Below are 21,592 nucleotides of genomic sequence, written 5' to 3'. Positions count from 1 at the left end.
ACGGCTGGACCGGGCGGGGTTCTTTCTTCTCTGCCGCCACGGTTCTGCCGCCACGGTCGGCCCACGGGGTCGTGGCCAACGGGTTGCGCACGTACGGGTACGGGGGTTGAGGGCAGTGAACGAGACGATGGTGACGCTGGTCGGCAATGTGGCCACGCAGGTGGAGTGGCGGGATTCGGCGACGGGCGGGGCGGCGAGGTTCCGGCTGGCGGTGACCGCGCGCCGCTTCGACCGGGAGAAACAGTCCTGGGTCGACGGGGCCACCAGCTTCTACACGGTGTGGGCGGCGCGGACGCTCGGGAAGAACCTGACGGGCTCGGTCGCGATCGGTGAACCGATCGTCGTGCACGGCCGGTTGAAGGTGCGTGACGAGGAGCGCCAGGACGGCTCGCGCTGGTTCTCGGCGGATGTCGACGCGGTGACGATCGGGCACGACATGACACGGGGGACCTCCGCGTTCCGGCGCGTGTTCAAGGGGGAAGCGGTTCCTGTCGAACGGACGGACCACGAGGGGAAGGCGGTCGTCGAGAGCGCGGCGGGCTCGGCCGACAGAGGCACGGCGGTGGTATGGGAGTCGGTTTCGGCCAGAGTTTCGGACACGGCTTCGACGGGCGCCCGGGCGGCGGCACTTGGGTGACCGGCCACCGGGGGCGACGAGTGGCGGGGCGCTGGCCAGGGAGCGCCGGAGCAACGGCGGATCGGGAGTGATGCCCCGAAACTCCCCATCTGTGACGGGGATTTGTCGACTCAGCGGGTTGGCACACGTGTTCCGCGATAACGATTGCGAATCGGAATGGTTATCTGATGTCATCACCGCCAAACGGCGCCTTCTGAATCCCTAGGATTCCGGCGTACTCACGGGGCACTTGAGTCTGCCGGCGAGGCACTTCCCCCACGCGCACCTTCGTGCACGCGCACCACATGCGAAAGCGCCTCGCCCGAAGGGGAATTCTGTGTTTTCAGCCGTTCACGGGCCTACCGCCCGCAAGCGGGGTGCTCTGCGCCTCGCCACCGTCACAGCCGTATCGGGTCTCGTCGCGGTCGGCGCGATAGCCACCGCCGGCTCGGCCGTCGCGGATGGCAAGCCCGCCGCCTCGTCGTCCGGCGCGCACGCCACCCTGGAGGACGCCCACGTCAAGGTGGGTGCCACGGTCGACATCGTCGACAGCCACGGCGTGAAGTCGTCCCCCGTGGGCGGCCTCTTCGAGCTCAAGGTCGACAACGCGGGCGTCATCCAGACGTACTGCATCGACCTGAACCACCACACGGTGGAGAACTCCACCTACAAGGAAGTCACCTGGGCGGAGTCCTCGCTGGCGGGCAAGGCCGAGGCGGCCGGGAAGATCAACTGGATCCTCCAGCACTCCTACCCGAGCGTGGTCCCGGACAAGCTCGGCGCGGGCCTCACCAAGGAGACCGCCGCCGCCGCCACCCAGGCCGCGATCTGGACGCTCTCCGACGGCGTCACGGCCATGCCCGAGGACGCGGCCGCGGCCAAGCTGACCAAGCAGCTGCTCAAGGACGCGACGGCCGCCAAGGAGCCCAAGGCGTCCCTGGCGTTCGACAAGGACGCGGTCTCCGGTCTCGCCGGTGGCGAGGTCGGTCCCCTCACGCTCCACACCAACGCCACCAAGGCCGCCCTGGCCCTGGCGCCGGGCGCCCCGGCCGGTGTGCAGCTCACCGACAAGAGCGGCAAGGTCATCACCTCCGCCACCGACGGCACCGAGGTCTACTTCAAGGTGCCCGCGGGCACCCCTGACGGCGCCGTCAAGGTGACCGCGAGCGCACAGACCAAGGTTCCGGTCGGCCGTGCCTTCATCAGCGACGGCAAGATCAAGAGCCAGACGTTCATCCTGGCCAGCACCAGCGACGTGCCGGTGAACGCGGTCGCCACGGCCAAGTGGGGCACCGCCCCGGCCGTCACGGTCAAGAACGACTGCGCCAAGGGCGGCCTGGACATCGCGGTCAGCAACAAGGGCAGCAAGCCGTTCGAGGTGGTCGTGCTCGGCAAGAAGCTGGGCAAGGTCCCCGCGGGCGACACCAAGTCCCTGTTCCTGCCGCTCGCCGAGGACACCACCTACGCCTTCGACCTCGCCGGCCAGCACTTCTCCGGCGTCCTGGACTGCAAGACGGCCGGCAGCGGTACGCCGACCCCGGCCGCGTCCACCCCGGCGTCGAAGCCCAGCCCCGCCTCGGCCGGTGGCAGCTCGACCGGTACCAACGGCAACGGCGGCACCAACCTGGCCGAGACCGGCAGCTCAAGCTCCACCCCGATGATCGCCGGTGCGGCGGTCGCCCTGGTGGTGCTCGGTGGCGGCGCGGTGTTCTTCCTCCGCAAGAAGAAGACGGCCGGCCAGTAAGCACGTGGCACCAGGCACCCAGCAGTGAGCTCACGGTGAGCGCCCGGTGACGGGCAGCGGCCCCGGTATGCGATGCGTACCGGGGCCGTTTCCGTCCCGGCCCCGCGTCCCCGCCTGAATGCGCCACCGCCCGTGACGGGCCGACCACGCAACGACCCCGTGAACCGCCAGGTCACGGCCCCCGGACGGAACCCGTTTCCTCCCAGGGGTGGACCCCTGGCAAGATGGGGTGTATCTGCCCACACATCGATCTGCCGGACGGTTTCTCTTGGCTGAGTTCATCTACACCATGCGCAAGACGCGCAAGGCGCACGGCGACAAGGTGATCCTTGATGACGTCACCTTGAACTTCCTTCCCGGCGCGAAGATCGGTGTGGTCGGCCCGAACGGTGCCGGTAAGTCCACCGTTCTCAAGATCATGGCGGGCCTTGAGCAGCCCTCCAACGGCGACGCCTTCCTGTCGCCCGGGTACAGCGTCGGCATCCTCATGCAGGAGCCCAAGCTCGACGAGTCCAAGACCGTCCTCCAGAACGTCCAGGACGGCGCGGCCGAGCTCATGGGCAAGCTCCAGCGCTTCAACGAGGTCGCCGAGCTCATGGCGACCGACTACTCGGACGCGCTCCTCGAAGAGATGGGCAAGCTCCAGGAGGACCTGGACCACGCCAACGCCTGGGACCTGGACGCCCAGCTGGAGCAGGCCATGGATGCCCTGGGCTGCCCGCCCGGCGACTGGCCGGTCACCAACCTCTCCGGCGGCGAGAAGCGCCGCGTGGCGCTCTGCAAGCTGCTCATCGAGGCCCCGGACCTGCTCCTCCTCGACGAGCCCACCAACCACCTCGACGCCGAGTCGGTGAACTGGCTGGAGCAGCACCTCTCGAAGTACTCCGGCGCCGTCGTCGCGGTCACCCACGACCGGTACTTCCTGAACAACGTGGCCGAGTGGATCCTGGAGCTCGACCGCGGCCGGGCCATCCCCTACGAGGGCAACTACTCGACCTACCTCGACAAGAAGGCCACCCGCCTCAAGGTCGAGGGCAAGAAGGACGAGAAGCGCGCCAAGCGCCTCAAGGAAGAGCTGGAGTGGGTGCGGTCCAACGCCAAGGGGCGTCAGACCAAGTCCAAGGCGCGTCTGGCCCGTTACGAGGAGATGGCCGCCGAAGCCGACAAGATGCGGAAGCTGGACTTCGAGGAGATCCAGATCCCGCCGGGCCCGCGTCTGGGCTCCATCGTCGTCGAGGTCAACAACCTCTCGAAGGCGTTCGGCGACAAGGTCCTCATCGACGACCTCAGCTTCACCCTGCCGCGCAACGGCATCGTCGGCGTCATCGGCCCCAACGGCGCCGGCAAGACCACGCTGTTCAAGATGATCCAGGGTCTTGAGACGCCGGACAACGGCTCCATCAAGGTCGGCGAGACCGTCAAGATCTCCTACGTCGACCAGAGCCGCGCCAACATCGACCCCAAGAAGACGCTGTGGGCCGTCGTCTCCGACGAGCTCGACTACATCAACGTCGGCCAGGTCGAGATGCCGTCGCGCGCGTACGTCAGCGCCTTCGGCTTCAAGGGCCCGGACCAGCAGAAGCCCGCGGGCGTGCTCTCCGGTGGTGAGCGCAACCGCCTCAACCTGGCGCTCACGCTCAAGGAGGGCGGCAACCTGCTGCTCCTCGACGAGCCCACCAACGACCTCGACGTCGAGACGCTGTCCTCCCTGGAGAACGCGCTCCTTGAGTTCCCCGGTGCCGCCGTCGTGATCTCCCACGACCGCTGGTTCCTGGACCGAGTGGCCACCCACATCCTCGCCTACGAGGGCGAGTCCAAGTGGTACTGGTTCGAGGGCAACTTCGAGTCGTACGAGAAGAACAAGGTCGAGCGCCTCGGCGCGGACGCGTCCCGCCCGCACCGCGCCACGTACAAGAAGCTCACGCGAGGCTGAGTCACGTGAGCCGTCATATCTACCGCTGCCCGCTGCGCTGGTCGGACATGGATGCCTTCGGGCACGTCAACAACGCGGTCTTCGTCCGGTACTTGGAGGAAGCCCGCATCGACTTCATGTTCCGGCTGGCGCCGGGTGACGGGTCGCCGTCGTTCCAGGGCGGGTCCGTCGTGGCCCGGCACGAGATCGACTACAAGCGGCCCCTGGTGCACCGGCACGAGCCGGTGACCATCGAGTCGTGGGTGACGAAGATCGGCGCGGCGTCACTGACCATCGCGTACGAGATCAAGGAGCCCGAGGACGGCGGGCAGGTGTATGTCACCGCGTCCACCGTCGTCGTGCCCTTCGATCTCGCGGCCGGCCGTCCTCGGCGGATCACCGCCGAGGAGAAGGCCTTCCTGAACGAGTACCTGGACGACGGCTCGCCCGTCGGCGGCCCCGAGCGCGCTGCCCGCGCAGGCGGGCAGGAACGGCAGGAACGGCAGGAGCGGGCCGCGGCATGAACGCCGTGCTGGGGTTCGACGACGCGCGGGAGGTGGCGGATCTCGCCGCCTTCCTCGGCCGGCTCATCCACTACGACCGGGCCGCGGCGGTCCGCCTCCAGGCGGGCGGCGGGGCGCTGGCCGTCTTCGGCCGGCCGCCGTCCTTCGAGGTGCTGGCGATCCGCACGGCGCGACTGGTCGATGAGTCGGTCACGCTCGACGTGACCGTCTCCGCGGGTGAACTCCTGGAATCCCTCGACGAGTCGGCGTCCAGCACGCGTGTGCCCGCGGCCGTCACCGGGCCGCCGTGGGTCGGGGTGCTGCCGCCGCGCGGTGGCTGGCAGCCGGTGCCGGGACTGCCGGATCCGGAAGGGATGCGGGGTGCGGTCGTGGCCGCCGTCGCCGAATTCCGTTCCCGGGACGAGGCGTTGCCCGAGCAGCGGCGTACGCGCGCCGAGCGCGAGCTGATCGGGCGCGACATCTGGTCCCGCACCCTCGGCTCCACCGAACTGCCGCTGCGGGCCGTGCACGCGGCGCAGTCGCTGGGCTTCCTGCGGCCCGTCCGCGCGCTCGCCGCGGCGGGCGCGCCGTCCGTGCCCGATCCGGTGGCCCTGTTCGCCTCCGGCCCATGGCTGCGGCTTCGTACGCCGTACGGATCCGTCGCGCTGCGCAGGGCCGGCGGCGCCGGCGGCCTGAGCGTCAGCCCGGCGTAAGCGTCAGCCCGGCCCGGACGTCACGCCGGCCTGAGCAGCATGCCGGTCTGCGCGTCAGCCCCGCGTGAGCGTCAGCCGGCTCGGGCGTCACGCTGGTCTGAGCGTCAGCTCCGCCTGAGCGTCAGCCCAGACCGGGCGTCAGACCAGACCGGGCGTCATGCCGGCCCGCGGGCCCCGCGCAGGGCCGGCCGGGTGCCGAAGTGGTGTCCGTCCGGCGCCAGTTACTGCTCGTCCGGCCAGATCTGGATGTGGTCGGGCTCCAGTTCCAGGGCCACCCGGTGCTCCATGTCCAGGGCGCGGATGTACTCCGCCGGGAGTTGCAGCCGTCCCGCCCGGTCGAGCATGGCGTACTCGCGGGCCACCAGGGACTCCTCACCGGTCGCCGCGTCCACCTGGGTGCGGCGCAGGACCTCCGTCGAGGTGCGGCCGTCGCGGATGGCCACCGTGCGGCGGACCTCGCTCGCCACGGCCTGGTCGTGCGTGACGATCACGATCGTCGTGCCCAGCTCCTCGTTGGCCCGGCGGAACGCCGCGAAGATCTGCTCGCCGGTCGCCGAGTCCAGCTCGCCCGTCGGCTCGTCCGCCAGCAGCACCGAGGGGCCGTTGGCCAGGGCCACCGCGATCGCGACGCGCTGCTGTTCACCGCCCGACATCTGGTGCGGCCTGCGGTCGCGGCAGTGGGCGACCTCCAGCATCGTCAGGAGCGCGTCGGCCCGCTCGGCCTTCTTCCGCTTGGCGAGCCTGCCGCGCAGCTGCATCGGCAGGGCCACGTTCTGCACCGCCGTCAGGTACGGCAGCAGGTTGCGGGCGGTCTGCTGCCAGACGAAGCCCACCACGTCGCGCCGGTAGCCGAGCCGGGCGCCCGCGTCCATCGAGAGCAGGTCCCGCCCGGCCACCCTGGCCGCTCCCGCCGTGGGCACGTCCAGGCCCGCCAGAATGTTCATCAGCGTCGACTTGCCGCTGCCTGACGCCCCCACCAGAGCCATCAACTCGCCCTCGGTGACCAGGAGATCGAGCCCCTGGAGTGCCTGGACCTCCACGCCGTCGGTGGTGAAGACCCGCACGAGCCGGTCGCAGGCGATCAGCGCGTCGTGACCGTAGGCGGGCCGGTCGCGGTGGGCCGTCGCCCGGCGCTCCAGGTCTTCGAGCGATGTGGTCATCGAGCGTCTCCTGCCCTGAGTTCGGTGATGGATCCACGGCGGCCGCTCCACCAGGCCTGTGCGGCGGCCACGCCCGTCGCGAGCAGCAGCACGCACGCGGCGGGCAGCACCAACGACACCGGGTCGGCGCGCAGTTGGACGTCGACAGGGGCCAGGCCGCCCGTGGTGGCGAGGGCGAGGCCCGCGAGGTCGATGCCCGGCGCGAGCAGGGCGATCGACGCCCAGCCCGTGAGGGCGCCGCCCACCGCCGCGAGGGCGGCCGACGGCAGCGACTCCAGGATGAGCAGCGCGCGGCCCTGGCGCCGGGTGAGGCCCATGGTGCGCAGCCGGGCGAGCAGTGCGGCGCGTTCGGGTGTCCCGCGCAGCAGCGACAGCAGCAGCGCGAGGGCGGCGTAGCCCGCGCCCGCCGCGACGGCCGCGCCGTAGACGCGTCCTGCGCCGGTCTGGAGCGGCGAGTCGGTCAACTCCTGCCGCGCCTCGGCCCGCAGCCGCACCGTCGCCCGGCCCTGCTGGGCGGTGGCGCGCAGCGCCTTCGCGTCGAGAAAGCTCCCGCCGACGAGCAGCGCCGTCGGGTCCTTCGTGGCCAGGCCCGCGCGGTCGACCAGCAGGTACTCGGTCTCGGGCACCGCCGCCGACCATTTCTGGGCGGCGCTCACGCGGACCGTCACATCATGCCCCGCGATCCGCAGCGTGACCGGGTCCTTGCCGAGGCGCTGGGCCACCGCGGGCGAGGCGAGGGCGGGCAGCGCCGCCGTACCCGGTGCGCCCGGCGGGGCCTTGAGCCGGGCGGCGTCCACGCCGAGCGCGGTGCCCGAGGTCAGCCGGGCGTACGAGTCGGGGTCCACCCCGGCAACCGCCGCCTTGGCGCCGCCGGGCAGCGCCACCGCGTACTCGATGTGCACCGGTGACACGCTCTGGACGCCCGGCACCCGCGCCACCCTCCCGGCCAGGTCCTTCGGCAGGACGACGCCGTCGACGCGGGCGTCCGTGCCCGTCGCGTACAGGGCCGCCCGGTCGCGTGCGTCGTCGGTGCCCGCCAGGACCGAACCCCCGAACGCGGCCGTCGACAGCGCCGTGAGCAGGGCGAGCAGAGGCAGCGCCCCACCGGCCGACGCCCGTCCTGCGCGGGCGAGCGCCAGGAAGCCGAGGGCGCCGCGCAGCCGGGCCGCCGGACGGGCCGCCCAGCGCAGCGGCAGCGGATGGAGCCGGATCAGGACCAGCGCGGCGATCACCCCGATGAGTACCGGCGCCGCGCTGGGCAGCCAGTCGGTGGCGCCGCCCGTGGTGCCGCGGCGGCGCAGCGCGAACACCGCGCCCGCCGCGAGCACGAACAGCGTCAGCTCGGCCACGGTGCGCCGCGCCGAGGGCTTCTCCCGTACGAGATCGGTGCGTTCGGCGGCCGAGCGGACCGTGCGGTGGGCCAGTGCGGCACGCACCGGCAGCGCGAGACAGCCCAGCACCGCGACCCCGCAGGCCCCGGCGACCGCCGGGCCGAGCCGGCCGTTCGGCACGGCAAGCACCGCGAGGAGCAGACCGAGAAGCGCGGCCGGGAGAACCACGACGGCGCTCTCCGCGCACAGCCGTCCGGCGATCTGGCGCAGCGAGCCGCCGCGGGCCCGCAGCAGGGTGAGTTCGGCGGCGCGGCGGCCCGCGGCAAGGCCGCCCGCCATCAGCAGCACCACGGCCGCGACGGTCGCGGTGCCGAAGCCCGCCACCGCGACCACCGGGCTGATCGAGTCGCGTGCCGTCCCGTACGCGAGGAGCACCTGGTCGAGCTCGGTGAAGGCGTCGGTGGAGGAGGAGAACCCCGTGCGGATGTCTGCGAGCGCGGGCCCTGCCTTGAGGGCGGCGACCGCGCCCGTCAGGTCGTCGAGCCGGCGGGCGTGCAACGGGGAGGTCAGCGGGCTGAGTTGGGCGTACATCTCGGGGTTGCCGTTGGTGGCGAGCAGCGCGGGTGCGGCGTCCGGAGCCAGCAGCAGCGCACCGTGCCAGTACTTCGGCGGCTCGGGGCCCGAGGAGGGCACGGGCTCCAGCTGGGGTGTGCGCAGGACCGGCTGGACCGACCAGTAGCCGGCCCCCGGCAGCAGCGGCTCCAGGATGCCGGTGACCTTCAGGGCGAGCGGTGACCGGTTGACCCGCGCCACGTGCAGCACCGAACCGGTCGTGATGTTCAGGGCCTTGGCGGTGGCCGCGGTGACGGCGGCCTCGGCTTCGGCCGACTCCTGGTCGGCCCGCCCTGTCGGCAGCCGCCCCGACACCAGGCGGGCGTGGGTGGCCAGGTCCGAAGGGGCGTCCAGGGTGAACCGCGCCGGCAGCCCGCTGGGCCGCGGCAGAAACGGCTCGTCGGACTCCAGGCTCTGGCCGGTCCGCAGCCCGTACGCCGACTGGGAGCGGTCGACCGAGAGCGGCGCGGGCACGTTCCGTACGACCGCCTCGAAGCGCTGTTTCAGCTGGGCGGGCGCCACCATCGGGGCCCGCTGTTCCTCGTTTTTGGCGTACCCCGGCGCGCCCGCGCTGAACTGGAGCGCGGTGCGGGCCGGGGCGGCCGTGGCCAGGGTGCGGCGCAGCCCGTCGTCCTCGTACGTGTCGACGCCGCGCGGGTAGGCGGCGGCGAGCCACGCGGTCAGCAGGACCAGGAGCGCGAGCGCGGCGACGGCGCCCGGCGCGGTCCGCAGCCGGGTGCGCACCCAGGGTGCGACGGCCTTGCCGGTCATGTCAGTTGCCCCCTTGGCCGCGGAGTGTGGCGACGGGATCGGTGCGGCGCAGCGCGATCGCCGCGACGATCAGGAGCGGCACCGCGGCGACCGCCGCGAGCAGCAGGGCCACGCGTCCCGCGGGCAGCTCGACCAGGACGCCCGGCACCGGCTGGGCGGCCTGGTCGGTCAGCACGATCAACGGCACGACCGCTCTGGTGAGTACGTCGCCGAGGCCGAGCCCGGCCAGCAGCGCGATCGCGATGAGTACGCCCTGTTCGGCGGCGATCAGGCGGGCGAGCTGGCGGCGCGGGGTGCCGAGCGCGCGCAGCACGCCGAACTCGTGGCCCCGCTCGCGCAGCGACCCGGCGGCGCTCACCGAGAAGCCGACCGCCGCGAGGGCCGCCGCCACCAGGGACACCGCGGCGAGCGCGGACTGGGGGCCCGCGCCCAGCGGGTCGTCGGCGAGGCGGCGCGCGATGTCCGCGCGGGACACGATCTGCGCCGGGTCGGTGTCGGGGCGTGCCGTGAGGGCCGCGGCGGCGTCGGCCGAGCGGCCCGGCGCGGTGGTCAGCCACCACTCCCCGGCGGACAGGCCCGTGGCGGCGTCGTCGGCCTGGAGCACCCGGTTGGCGGCCCGCAGGTCGAGCAGCAGCCCACCGCCGTCGGCTGCGGTGGTGACCGGGGGCGCACCGGCCGGGCCGACGGCGCCGCTGCCGGTGGTCGGCAGCTGCTTGAGCCGGGCCACGATCCGCACCTTCACGGTCCGGCCTGCCAGCGGTACGTCGATGATCTGGCCGACCTTGCTGCCGCTCGACTCCAGAAACCGGTCGTCGGCCACGGCGGCGGGCACGGGCGGGGCGGCCTGCGGCGCGGTCGTCCGGAGCGTGCGGGTGGTGGGGCCGGGGCCGTCCGTGTCCCAGCTCGGTTCGGCCTGTGCGTCCCGGCTGTCCGTGTGCCATCCGGCGGGCGGTGGCACGGCGACCGCGGTGTCCTTGTTGCCGGGCCCGGCGGCGTGCAGCCCGTCGAGGGTGATGCCGCTCGGCCCTTCGGAGCCGGGCGGGACGAGAAGGACCACGTCGAGTCCGGTCAGCCGAAGGGGACCCGCCGGGCGTCCCGCGGGCGCGCCCGCAAGAAAGGACACGTCGAGGCCGAGGCTGTGGGTGCGGCCGTCGGCGGGCAGCGTGCCGAGGGGGAACGCGTACCGCATGCCGTAGCGGTCCTCAAGGGTCGCCGTCACCGCGCCGGGCGCCGCGCTCGCGGCGGACGGGCCGGGCAGCCGCAGGTCGAGACGGATGCGCTCGGTGTCCTTGGGGAACACGGCGCCGGCCGGGGTGTCCCGCGCCGGTGCGAGCAGGGCGAGCACGTCCTTGCCCGAGCGGCCCGCGAGGTCTTCGCGCAGCAGGAATCCGTCGGCGTGCCGGGTGTCGAGGGCGAGCACGGTTCCCGTGCGCCCGCCGCTCATCGGCACCGGCCCGCGGGCGGCCGGCGCGACGGCGCTGACGCCGGGGACCGTGTCGTAGGAGCCGCCCTGGCCGAAGGGGCTGGTGGTGGAGCCGAGCACGCGGATGTCGGTGCCCGCGCGGAAGTCGGCCTGGTCGCTCTGCGAACGGTTCCAGGTCGCCGACTGGCCGAGCGTGAGCAGGCCCATCGCGACCGCGAGGATCAGGAGCAGCACCGGGCCCGCGCCGCGCAGCGGCCGACGGCTGAACTGCCAGCCGGCGAGCGCCATGGGCAGTCCGCGCCCGCCCGCGGCCCATCGTTCGGCGAGCCGGGCGGCGGGCGGCAGCAGCCGCAGGACGAGTACGGTCCCGGCGAGCAGGGCCAGTGCGGGCGCCGCCACCAGCAGCGGGTCGACGCCGAGGCTGCCCGAGGCGTCGGTGTCGACCGCGCCCGAGCCGGAGGTCTGCCGGTCGAGCTGCCAGTACGCCACGCCTGCGATCACCAGGAGCCCGATGTCGGCGCCGGCGCGGACCGGCGCGGGCAGTGCCCCGGCCCGGCCGCCGCGCCGCAGCGGGCCCGCCGGGAGCGCGGGGGCCACCACCGCGACGGCGCAGCCGAGCGCGACGAGCACGGCGACCAGCCACACCGTGGCGGTGACCGAGGTGTCCAGGTGCAGCCCGGCCCGTGCGAGCGCCCCCTGCCCGGCGAGCAGCCGGGTCAACGGGCCCGCGAGCAGCGGCGCGACCAGCGCGGCCGGCACCGCGAGCAGCAGGGCCTCGGCTGCGGCGAGCCAGGCGATCTGGCGCCGCGAGCCGCCCCGGGCGCGCAGGAGTTCCGTCTCGCCGGACCGCTCGCTGCTCAGCAGCCGCGCGACCAGGAGCAGCGCGTACCCGGCGAGCAGCACCAGTTGGAGCGCGACGATCAGCAGGGTCGAGCGGGACACCAGGAGGGAGCGGTCGGCCCGGTCGAGGATCGCGGGCAGCGAGGTCTCCGCGGTGGCGCTGCCCCCGAACACGGGCTGTTTCACCAGGGACTTGGGCCCTTCGGCCGCGGCCGCGCGGAGCGCGCCGATCCGGCCGACGGTGACCGAGGAGAAGTCGGCGGAGGCCAGCCAGGCGCTCGGTCCCGCGCTGACCCGGCCGCCGGCGAGCACCGAGGCGTCGGCGAGCAGCGGGCCGTACGTGGTGAAGTCGAGCGTACGGATGCCGCGGCCGCCGAGGTCGTCGAGGCGCCAGTACGCGTCGGACATGTCGGCCGGCCGGTAGACGCCGGTGATCCGGACGGTCACGCCCGGGCCGCCGGTCCGGTCGGTGAGGGCGAGCGTGGTGCCGGGGCGCACCCCGAGCCGTGCGGCGGCGGACTCGGGCAGGGCGGCCGGGATCTCGGCGCCGGGGGCGGCGGCCGGAGCGGTCGGCCAGGCGCCCGCGGTGAGCCGGACCCGCGAGCGGTCCATCGCGGCGAACAGGGTGAGGTCCGGGTTGTCGGCGTGGGCGTCGGCCTGCTGGAGCGAGCGCGGCAGGGCGTAGGGCCCGGACCGCGTCAACTCCCTTGTGGTGACCGGCAGTCCGTCGAAGGTGGCGCGGGCCGCGGCGCGCACCGCGTCCGCCGCGGCCCGCCGCTGGTCCGGCTTCACCTCGGAGGTGACGGTCAGGGCGGCGGGCGCGGCGGAACGGGTGGCCAGCAGGTGGCGCAGCGCCGCGTCCGACACCGAACCCGAGAACGCGGCGAGCGTGGCGAGGACCGAGGTCGTGAGCAGCACGGCGAGCAGCGCCGCCGTGAGCAGCAGGCGGTGTGCGCGCACGCGCAGAAAGACGAACCCCGGCACGCGGCCCCCCTTGGGCTTTTAGGTCATCCCCCCGGAAATGTGTCCAGATGCTTTCAGGGGGCGCGGGGTCGTGGAAACCGCTTGCCAGGCGTTCTTGCCCGATCGTGATCGGAATGCGACCACGGACGCCCGCATTCCGGCCGCGAGGGCATCATTTGCAGGTGCTTTTGGGCAACCGCGGGTTTCTGGGCGGCCGGGCTGCCGCGCAGTCGGTCGGTCGGTCAGCTGGGCTGCCGCTCGGTCGGTCGCTCTGCCGGGCTGCCGCTCGGCCGGTCGGTCAGCCGTCAGGCAGGTCGCCGCGCGGCCAGTCGGTCGGTCAGCCGGGGCGCCGCGCAGCCGGTCGGTCGCTCAGTCCGTCGACTGGGCTGGTCGCAACGGGCCGGCTCAACGGGCCGGCCGCTCAGTCCTCGGAGTTGACCATCGAGGCGGCCGCGTACGTCAGGTAGTTCCAGAGCGTCTGCTCGTGCTCGGGGGGCAGGCCCAACTCGTCGACGGCGGTGCGCATATGACGCAGCCAGGCGTCGTGCGCGGACCGGTCGACCGTGAACGGCGCGTGCCGCATGCGCAGCCGCGGGTGGCCCCGGCCGTCGCTGTAGGTGCGCGGGCCGCCCCAGTACTGCATCAGGAACAGCGCGAGCCGTTCCTCGGCGGGACCCAGGTCCTGCTCCGGGTACATCGGGCGCAGCAGCGGGTCGTCGGCGACGCCCCGGTAGAAGAGGTGCACGAGCCGGCGGAAGGTCTGCTCGCCGCCGACCTGCTCGTAGAAGGTCTGCTCCTGGAGCGTGCCGCGCGGAATCTCGGTCACGTTGAACACCCTCGCAATGTCAGTCGGGCCTGCTCCGGGACGCCGCCCGGAGTCCAGGGGCCGTCCCCCGGCAGATGCGGCACGCCTCCATGGTCTCAGACCGGCCGGCCGAGGACCGGCGACGTAGGACCCGCTCGCCTCCCCGGCTCCCGCGCAGCACAGTGGAGCTATGAGTGCGGACCTGGCATTGAGGCGGGCCCTGGTGCGGGACATCGCGGCGGGCGGGGCGCTCGCCGACCCGGCACTGCGGGCCGCCTTCGACGACGTGCCGCGCCACCTGTTCGTGCCGTACTACTACGAGGGCGTCCCGGGCGGCCACGTCAGGCTGTGGGGCGAGGACCCCGACCCCGCCCGGCGAGAACGCTGGCTCACCGGGGTCTACGCGGATGTGCCGCTGGCCACCCGGCTGCGCGACGGCGACCTGGTCTCCTCCAGCAGCCAGCCCTCCTTGATGGCGCGCATGCTGGAGGCCCTGGAGCTGCGGGACGGCGACCGTGTCCTGGAGATCGGCGCGGGCACCGGATACAACGCGGCGCTGCTGTGCCACCGGCTCGGCGAGGCGAACGTGACCACCGTCGACCTGGACCCCGAGATCACCGACTCCGCGCGGGCGCACCTGGCCGTCGCCGGGTACCGGCCCGCCGTGCTCACCGGGGACGGCGCGCGCGGCGCTCCCGCCCGAGCGCCCTTCGACAAGATCATGGCGACCTGCACGGTGGGCTCGGTGCCCCACGACTGGCCCGCCCAGTGCCGGGCCGACGCACTGATCCTGGCCCCGCTCGCGACCGGTCTCATCCGGCTGCGCGTGACGCGCCCGGGCCGCGCCGAGGGCCGCTTCCTGCACACCCCGGCCTATTTCGTGCCCCTGCGCGGCACCGGTTCGTACGCACGGCCGCTGCCGCCCGCGGGCGGCCTGGCGCGCGAGGCCGTGGCGAACGAGCTGTTCCGCTTCCTTCTGGAGCTGACGGCGGGCAGCCTCGACCCGTACGAGGCGTACGAGCTGTGGCGCCGCGCGGGACGGCCCCGGCGGGAGCGGTTCGGGGTGACCGTGGAGCCCGGCGCCCAGTGGGCGTGGCTGGACGATCCGCAGGGGCCGCACACCTGGCCCCTGCGGGGAGCGGCGTTCAGCCCCGGCGCACGGTGATGGTCGTCCAGGCACCCACGTGCACCCGGTCGCCGTCCTGGAGCGGCACCGGAACGTAGGGCTGGATCGGCTCGCTCGCGCCGTTGACCGTGGTGCCGTTCGTCGAGTTCTGGTCGACGACCGCCCATGTGCCGTCCGGCTGCTGCACCAGCACCGCGTGCTGGTGCGAGACGCCCGGGTCCTCCGGCGGCACCGACAGGTCGATGTCGGGTGCCTCGCCGGTGGAGTGGCGGCGCCGGCCGATGGTGATCTGGTTGCCGGACAGCGGGCGCTGCTGCTCGGGCGAGTACGCGGGCAGGTTGAGGCCCGCGGCCTCGGGCCCGCTGCGCTGCATCATCGCCAGGAAGTAGTCCCGGTCGGGGCCGACCGTGATCGACCAGCCGGCGGGCGCGGGCGGCGTCACGGCCTGCGGCCAGTCGTCACCGCGCTCGGAAGCGGCGGCGACGGGCGGGGCGGGCTGCGGCGGTGCCTGCGGGGCCGCCTGAGGAGTGGCCTGCGGGCCCGCCTGCGACGTGGCCTGCGGCCAGTCGTCGCCGGCTCGCTCCGGGGTGGCGCGCTCGGGGGTCGCCTGCGGCCAGTCGTCGCCGGCTCGCTCCGGGGTGGCCCGCTCCGGGGTGGCCCGGGGCCAGTCGTCGGCGCCACGCTCAGGAGTGGGCTGCGGCCAGTCGTCGCCCCGGTCGGGGGCGGGCTGCTGCCGGGTGCCGGGGCCGGCCTGGGACGGCGGCGGCAGCATCCAGTCGTCGTCGGCCTGCGGCTGCCGGTTCCGCGGCTCGTGGGCCTGCGGCGGCACCGGCGGACCCTGCTGCTGGAAGGCGGGCGGCGGAGGCCCGCCCTGGGGGCCACCGAAGGGCGGCTGAGGCGGACCACCCTGAGGCCCGTTGAAGGACGGCGGCTGGGGTGGCCCACCCTGGGGTCCGCCCTGGGGAGGCCCGCTGTAAGGCTGCTGACCAGGCGCGGGCGGCTGCTGCTGGAACGGGTTGGGCGGCAGCTGCTGCCCCGAGTGCCCCGAGTGCCCCGAAGGCTCGGCGGCCAGGGGCTCCGCGGGCCGGTTCATCTGCGAGGGCCGCGAGCTCTGGTACTCGTACGGGTCGCGCGGCGCGGGCGGCGGGCCCTGCTGGAAAGCGGGCGGCAGGTTCAGACCCGGGCCGGGGCCGGGCCCTTGCGCGGGACCGGAACCGCCCATGGGGCCGGGGCCGCCCGTGGGGCCCGTGCCCTGCGGCGGCATGGGCTGCTGCGGGGCGAGCGGGGTGTACGAGGTCGCCGTGTTGGTGAGGAAGTTCCAACGGCACTCTTCGCAGAAGGGCGCACCGGCCTCGCGCGGGGTGCGGCACTGCGGGCAGAGCTCTGCCTGCGCGGTGGCGTTCGGGTCCCGGGGGCCCGCGTACGCGGGCGGCGGCGGGGGAGGCGGCGGCACGGCGCCCATGCGATGGCCGCAGATCTCGCACCAGTCGTCGGAACCCGACTGGTGTCCGTTCGGGCAGGTCGGCATGGAGTCGCTTCCCCCTCTCCTTGTCCGGCCCGGTGGGCCGCGGTGTTTCGTCGTCGTTCCCGGTACTTCTGGGTACTTCTGGGTACTTCGGGTATTGCCAGTACTTCTGGACGCTTTTCGGGCGTCATCGCGTGATACGGAACGCGACTGCCTTTTGTTCGCTTCGTGCTACTTCTTGACGCGAACGGTCTTGGTTGAGCGCGTTTCGAGGGTCATCTCGTCCGCTTCCGCGACCTTCGCCTTCAGTCGCACAGTACCCGTCGCCTCGTCCACGACGTCCACCACCTTCGCGAGCAGTTTCGCGGTATCGGCGTTCCCGGAGAACGCGGCCAGCTGTACCGCACGGCCCAGCTTCGCCGTCGCGCCGTCCACATCGCCCGACTTGCGGGCGTCCAGACCCTGCTGGATGACCTGGGCCAGTTCGGCCTGGCCCGTGTAGTGGGCGACCTGGGGGTTGATGGAGGTGGAGGCCGCCATGTCGTCGGTCCACACCGCGCGTACCAGGCCCTGCGAAAGCACCTGCGGCGTGCCGCCCTCGCGGTCGGGCACGAGCAGCGAGACGCGGGCCGCCAGCATCTCCTGGCCGATATTGGCCTGGGGCACCTGGACGCACACGTGGTAGTCGCGGGACTCGTCGCCCCAGGACCCGGTCGGGTAGTCCCCGGCGCGCGGGCCCGCCTCGGTACGACGGCCCGTCAACTCCTCGACGGTGGGCGCAACTTGCTTGACGAACTTGATCTCCACGCCGACCGGCGTCCACAGCCGAAGGGCCACGTCCGCGACCTCCTTGCCCATCGCGTTCTCCATCATCTGCGTGAAGTCCGCGGCCAGGTTGGCCGGATCGGCGACGATGTCCGCGGTGCCGAGCAGCGCGGAGGCGATCGAGGTGACCTCCTTGACCTCCCAGTCGGTCCCCACACCCCGGGCGTCGCAGGTGAACCGGCCGGCGCACCAGGCCAGCGCCGAACGCAGATCCTCCGGCGACTCGTGCTCGTTGCGCCCGTCGGTGAGCAGGATGCCGTGCCGGATCGGCACGTCCACCGTCGCCAGCAGCCGGTCGGCCAGCCGCAGCCAGGTGCCGATCGCGGTGCCGCCGCCCGCGCTCAGCTTGCGCAGCGCCTCCTTGGCCTGCGCGCGGGTCTGGCTGTCGGCGGTGGCGAGGCGGCCATTGCCGGGGTAGACCTCACGCGCGATGTGCGTACCGTCGACGACGGCGAAGGCGACCCCGTCGCGCAGGGTGTCGATCGCGGCGGCCGTCGCGTCCCTGGCGTTGCGCATCTTGGTGGGCGGGTAGTCCATGGAGCCCGAGCAGTCCACCATGACCACCACGGCCGCGCCGGGTGCCTGGCCGGGTATGTGGGCGGGCGATGCCGTGGCCGTCAGGGGCGCGCCGCCCAGGGTGCCGCCGCCGGTGGAGGCCACGGTGACGATGGCGTTGACCTCACGCCCGCCCTCCGGCAGAAACTCGTTCTGGTACACCTCGACGGAGAACTGCGGCACGTTGGACTTCGAGAAGTTGGCCATCGAAAGGGGCTCCTTGAGGCTCCATGGACCTGAAGTGAAAAAGGCGGGGGCGGGGAAGAAGCGGGCGAAGCGGCGACGCGAGGGACGCAAGGGACGGAGCGGTGCAATGGGGACGAGGGCCTACGGGTAGGCGGATCCTGCCCCTTGCTGCTCCACCGCGAACGGCAGCACCGCCACTGTTACGTTGTCGTGGCCCCCGCGGTCCAGGGCGTGCCCGACGAGTACTTGGGCACTGTGCAGGGGCCGCGCCGCCGCGTCCACCGGAACGACCCGGGCCATTTCCTCCGCAGCCTCGGCGTAGTTCCACAGGCCGTCCGTGCAGACCACCACCACGCCCGAACGGTCCGGCTTGAACGAGGCGGTGTGCGGGTCGAGATCGTACGCGTCGGCGCCGAGCCACCCCGTGATGGCGTGGGCCCGCTCGTCGGCGTAGGCGTCCGCCTCGCTCATCAGACGGGCCGCCACCATCTGCGCGGCCCACGAGTCGTCCTCGGTGAGCCGGGCCGGCGCCGTCGTCCGGTCGTCCGGCACCCAGTACGCACGGCTGTCGCCGACCCAGCCGACCACGAGCAGACCGGCCGCAGAGATCGCGCCCACCAGGGTGCAGGCCGGCGCGTTCTGGTGCCGGTGGGATTCGTGCGGGGAACCCTGGGCGGGCTCCGCGGCAAGGGAGTTGACCGCGTCGGCCGCGGCCAGGATCGCGTCGTGCATCGCCTGCTGCGGGTGGGTGCCCTGGGGCAGCGCCGCCAGCAGCGACTCGTTGGCGGCGACGGCCGCAGCGGCGGACGCCTCGTCGGGGCGGGTCGCCGACGACACCCCGTCGCAGACGATGGCCACGACGGCGGGCGAGCCGTCGGGCAGCGCGGTCGATGACAGCGCGAAGGAGTCCTCGTTGCGGTGGTGGCGCAGTCCTCGGTCGCTCACCGCGGAGACCGCGCCGAGCTCCTGCTCCATGTGGTCGCGCTCACGCGGCTGGGCGTGCCCGCAGTTCTCGCAGTAGCCGTCGCCGTCGACCCGGCCGGCCCGGCAGGCCACGCACACCGTGGCGCCGGACGCCGGTGGCCGCGCCACATGGGTGTCGGGGGCGGGCTCGGCGGCGCGCGGGTCGGGCGCGGGCAGCGGGTACTCGTCGGGCCCGCCGTCCACCGCCGGACCGTCCACCGCCTGACCCGCGGCTTGACCCGCCACCGCGTGGCCCGACACCGCGTGGCCCGCCGTCGGCTCGTCCGGCCTTGCCGGGCGCGGCAGTTGGGGGTCGTGCTGCGCGGGGACGGGGGACGCCATCTCGATGGTCGGATGGTCGAGCGGCGGCGCGGGCACGGCCGAGAGGTCGTACCCACAGGCCCCGCAGAACAGGTCGCCCGTCTCCAGCGGCTCTTCGCAGCCGGGGCAGGCGGCGAGCTGATGCGTCTGCGACATCGTCACACCCAGGTCCGGGGGCGGAATCGGTTGGCCCGTTCCACCAGGTCGATCCTTTCCTCGCCACGCTGTGCCAGCCGGGCGAGCATCCGGTACGAACGTTCCAGACCGAAGCGCAGGCCCCGCTCGTCGACTTCGCTGCCGAGCAGGACGGTCCTTCCCTGCCCGGCGCCGGTGCTCCCCGACAGTACCCAGTCCAGGGCGGTGCCCAGGACCTCGGTCGCCAGTTGTTCACGTCGCACCGCGTCGAGTCCGAACGCGTCGAGCGCTTCGACCTGGGCCGCGGCCGCCAACAGGTCGTCGAGCAGCGGGTCGTGCGGGGATCTGCTGCGCAGCCGCGCCCGGACCGCCGCGACCCGCGCCGCCGTGTAGTGGATGGAGGCCTCGGGCACGGATTCCAGGGTGCGGACGGCGCCCACGCGGTCCCCGGTGGCGAGCTGCACCCGGGCCAGACCGAACGCGGCGCTGACATAACCCGGGTCCGTCGCCCAGACCAGGCGGTAGTACTCGGCGGCGTTGTCGAGCTGGCCAAGGACCTCCGCGCACACGCCGAGGGCCAGCTTGGGGGCGGGCTCGCCGGGGAACGCGTCGTAGATCGCGTCGAAGGACAGCGCCGCGTTCTCGTTGTCGCCTGCGGCCAGCGAGGCGAGCCCCCGGTACCAGACCACCCGCCAGTCGTCCGGGTGGTCGGCCTCAAGGGCGCTCAGGGCCTGGCCGGCCAGGGCCCGCTCGTCCATGTCGAGCCGGGCCCGCAGCTCGCGCAGCCTGCGCTCGATGGACTGGGCGGGCGCGGAGCGCAGCGCGGTGATCAGCTCGGCGGGCGCGGCCGCCATCAGACCGGCGAGGAACCCCGCGTTGGGATCGCCCGGGTCCACGTGCGGCACGGGCAGCGCGAGCGAGGTGCCGCGCGGGTCGAGGGGCGCGAGCAGCGGCGAGCCGTGGCCGCCGCCGGTGGCGCCCTCGGCGCGTGGCACGGGGGCGGCGCCCTGCGTCGCCGGGTGGGCCGGCCCCGGGGCGCCCGGTGCGACGGCCGGCACGGGCGGGGCGCCCGCCGGAACGGCGACCGGCACAGGGGCCGGGGCCGGGGCCGGCGTCGGCAGGGCCGTGGGCGCCTTGCGGCCCCGGCGGCCCACCGGGGCCACCCGCGCACCCAGACGCGACACGTCGCCGCTCGGCCGGGCGAACAACTTGGTGTCCGTGACGCGCAGTTCGGTGCCGAACAGCGTCGAGAGCGCGGGCCGTGGCCGGCCCGTCTGGAGCGCCACGACCTCGCGCAGGACTCCCGTCAGCTGCTCCGCCATCTCCTGCGCGGAGGCGAACCGGCGGGCCGGATCGGGATCGGTGGCCCGCACGAGGAACCGGTAGAACGACTCGTACGCGCGGAAAACGTCGATGTTGTCCGGGTCCGGCAGGCTGTCCGCGTAGACGTTGGTGTAGCCCTGGAAGTCGAAGGTGAGCACGGCCAGGGTGCGCGCCACGGTGTACAGGTCGGAGGCGACCGAGGGACCGGCCTCGGCGACCTCGGGCGCCTGGTAGCCGACCGTGCCGTAGATCGCCGACTCGTCGTCGTCCATGCGGCGCACCGCGCCCATGTCGATCAGCTTCAGCTGGTCCTCGGTCTGGATCGCGTTGTCGACCTTGAAGTCGCAGTACAGCAGGTTGCGGCTGTGCAGATGCCCCAGCGCCTCCAGCGCCTCGATGCCGAACGCGCACGCCTGCTCGACGGGCAGCGGGTCGCGCTTGCCGGTGGGCGTGCGCCGCTCGTTGGCTATTTCCTTGAGCGACTTGCCGCCGACGTACTCCATGACGATGTAGCCGTCGAGCGAACCGGTGCGCTGGTCGAGGTGTTCCACGAAGTTGTAGATCCGCACGATGTTGGAGTGCTCGATCTCGGCGAGGAAGCGCCGCTCGGAGATCGCCGCCGCCATCGCGTCCTGGTCGCCCGTGTCGAGCAGGCCCTTGAGGACCACCCAGCGGTCGGAGACCGCGCGGTCCACGGCGAGGTAGACCCAGCCGAGCCCGCCGTGCGCCAGGCAGCCCATCACCTCGTACTGGCCGTGCACGACGTCGCCGGTGCGCAGCTTCGGCACGAAGGAGTACGGGTGGCCGCACTTGGTGCAGAAACCCTCCGTGCGCCCGGGGCGATCGCCGCGCGAACGGCCCACCTGCGCCCCGCAGTCCGAGCGCGAACAGAACCGCTTGCGCTCGGGGACCTCGGGGTTGGCCATCACCGCCGAGCGCGGGTCGGGGCGCGGCACCCCCGGCACCGTCACCAGACCCGCGCCGAGCCGGCTGCGGGCCGACGAGCTCGCCGCGGCGCCCGAGCTGCGCACCGAGACCGAACGCGAGGTGCTGGTGCCGCTCAGCGACGACAGACGCCCCGAGACCGAGCGCCGTGAGGTCGAGGACCGCGACGAACGGGCGGAGGCGCGCGAGGAGGAGCGCGACGACTGGGAGGCCGAGCGGTGGCCGCCGCCGGTGATCCCGGTCGGCGGCGACGACAGGGTGCCGGTGGGCGACACGACGGGGGCGAGGCCGCAGGTGTCGCAGTACAGCTCGCCGCCGCCCATGTCCTCGTACGTACCGGCGCAACCGGGGCGCT

The 21,592-nt window shown here is 73.5% G+C and carries 14 protein-coding genes; 6 read left to right on the top strand and 8 right to left on the bottom strand.

The features are described from left to right. Positions 1–115: 115 nt before the first annotated feature. The 5 genes from ACGFW5_RS00965 (at position 116) to ACGFW5_RS00945 (ending at position 5,488) form a co-directional block, all read left to right on the top strand. A complete protein-coding gene (locus tag ACGFW5_RS00965; RefSeq protein WP_393832008.1) occupies positions 116–637 on the top strand; it encodes a single-stranded DNA-binding protein in 522 nt (173 codons plus the stop codon). 316 nt (positions 638–953) lie between these two features. Continuing rightward, on the top strand, positions 954–2,360 hold the full coding sequence (locus ACGFW5_RS00960) for a Cys-Gln thioester bond-forming surface protein (RefSeq protein ID WP_393832007.1): 1,407 nt from the start codon (positions 954–956) through the stop codon (positions 2,358–2,360). Positions 2,361–2,628: 268 nt separating this feature from the next. Beyond that, the gene (gene ettA / locus ACGFW5_RS00955) at positions 2,629–4,293 is read left to right on the top strand and encodes an energy-dependent translational throttle protein EttA (protein WP_393832006.1); all 1,665 of its coding nucleotides are present in this window, start codon (positions 2,629–2,631) and stop codon (positions 4,291–4,293) included. Between the two features lie 5 nt (positions 4,294–4,298). Next, positions 4,299–4,796: an acyl-CoA thioesterase gene (locus ACGFW5_RS00950; protein WP_393832005.1), complete on the top strand. Its 498-nt coding sequence runs from the start codon at positions 4,299–4,301 to the stop codon at positions 4,794–4,796. Beyond that, positions 4,793–5,488: a hypothetical protein gene (locus ACGFW5_RS00945; protein WP_393832004.1), complete on the top strand. Its 696-nt coding sequence runs from the start codon at positions 4,793–4,795 to the stop codon at positions 5,486–5,488. Before ACGFW5_RS00950 ends, ACGFW5_RS00945 begins: the two co-directional genes overlap by 4 nt. A 221-nt stretch (positions 5,489–5,709) precedes the next feature. On the opposite strand, the gene ACGFW5_RS00940 is transcribed toward ACGFW5_RS00945, so the two are convergent. The 4 genes from ACGFW5_RS00940 to ACGFW5_RS00925 form a co-directional block, all read right to left on the bottom strand. Beyond that, positions 5,710–6,648 (bottom strand): ABC transporter ATP-binding protein, encoded by a 939-nt coding sequence (locus tag ACGFW5_RS00940; protein WP_393832003.1) that lies wholly within the window; start codon positions 6,646–6,648, stop codon positions 5,710–5,712. Further along, entirely contained in the window at positions 6,645–9,362 is a 2,718-nt protein-coding gene (locus ACGFW5_RS00935; protein ID WP_393832002.1) for an ABC transporter permease, read from the bottom strand. Before ACGFW5_RS00935 ends, ACGFW5_RS00940 begins: the two co-directional genes overlap by 4 nt. 1 nt (position 9,363) lies before the next feature. Next, positions 9,364–12,609: an FtsX-like permease family protein gene (locus ACGFW5_RS00930; protein ID WP_393832001.1), complete on the bottom strand. Its 3,246-nt coding sequence runs from the start codon at positions 12,607–12,609 to the stop codon at positions 9,364–9,366. A gap of 400 nt (positions 12,610–13,009) precedes the next feature. Further along, entirely contained in the window at positions 13,010–13,414 is a 405-nt protein-coding gene (locus ACGFW5_RS00925) for a globin (RefSeq protein WP_393832000.1), read from the bottom strand. A gap of 169 nt (positions 13,415–13,583) precedes the next feature. Here ACGFW5_RS00925 and ACGFW5_RS00920 point away from each other — a divergent pair, with 169 nt between their 5' ends. After that, positions 13,584–14,558, top strand: a complete 975-nt coding sequence (locus ACGFW5_RS00920) for a methyltransferase domain-containing protein (protein ID WP_393831999.1) — start codon at positions 13,584–13,586, stop codon at positions 14,556–14,558. Here the strand turns inward: ACGFW5_RS00920 and ACGFW5_RS00915 are convergent. The 4 genes from ACGFW5_RS00915 to ACGFW5_RS00900 form a co-directional block, all read right to left on the bottom strand. Further along, on the bottom strand, positions 14,539–16,047 hold the full coding sequence (locus ACGFW5_RS00915) for an FHA domain-containing protein (protein ID WP_393831998.1): 1,509 nt from the start codon (positions 16,045–16,047) through the stop codon (positions 14,539–14,541). The genes ACGFW5_RS00920 and ACGFW5_RS00915 overlap by 20 nt on opposite strands. A 168-nt stretch (positions 16,048–16,215) precedes the next feature. Beyond that, on the bottom strand, positions 16,216–17,571 hold the full coding sequence (locus ACGFW5_RS00910) for a VWA domain-containing protein (protein ID WP_393831997.1): 1,356 nt from the start codon (positions 17,569–17,571) through the stop codon (positions 16,216–16,218). Positions 17,572–17,691: 120 nt separating this feature from the next. After that, positions 17,692–18,996: a PP2C family protein-serine/threonine phosphatase gene (locus ACGFW5_RS00905; RefSeq protein WP_393831996.1), complete on the bottom strand. Its 1,305-nt coding sequence runs from the start codon at positions 18,994–18,996 to the stop codon at positions 17,692–17,694. Continuing rightward, positions 18,993–21,560, bottom strand: a complete 2,568-nt coding sequence (locus ACGFW5_RS00900) for a tetratricopeptide repeat protein (protein WP_393832340.1) — start codon at positions 21,558–21,560, stop codon at positions 18,993–18,995. The genes ACGFW5_RS00905 and ACGFW5_RS00900 overlap by 4 nt, the downstream gene beginning before the upstream one ends. Positions 21,561–21,592 lie beyond the last annotated feature (32 nt).

This window comes from Streptomyces sp. NPDC048416, assembly GCF_043200435.1.
Taxonomy (GTDB): Bacteria; Actinomycetota; Actinomycetes; order Streptomycetales; family Streptomycetaceae; genus Streptomyces.
The sequence above is the reverse complement of the archived record's forward strand: the minus strand, read 5'-3'. Positions and strand labels throughout refer to the sequence as shown.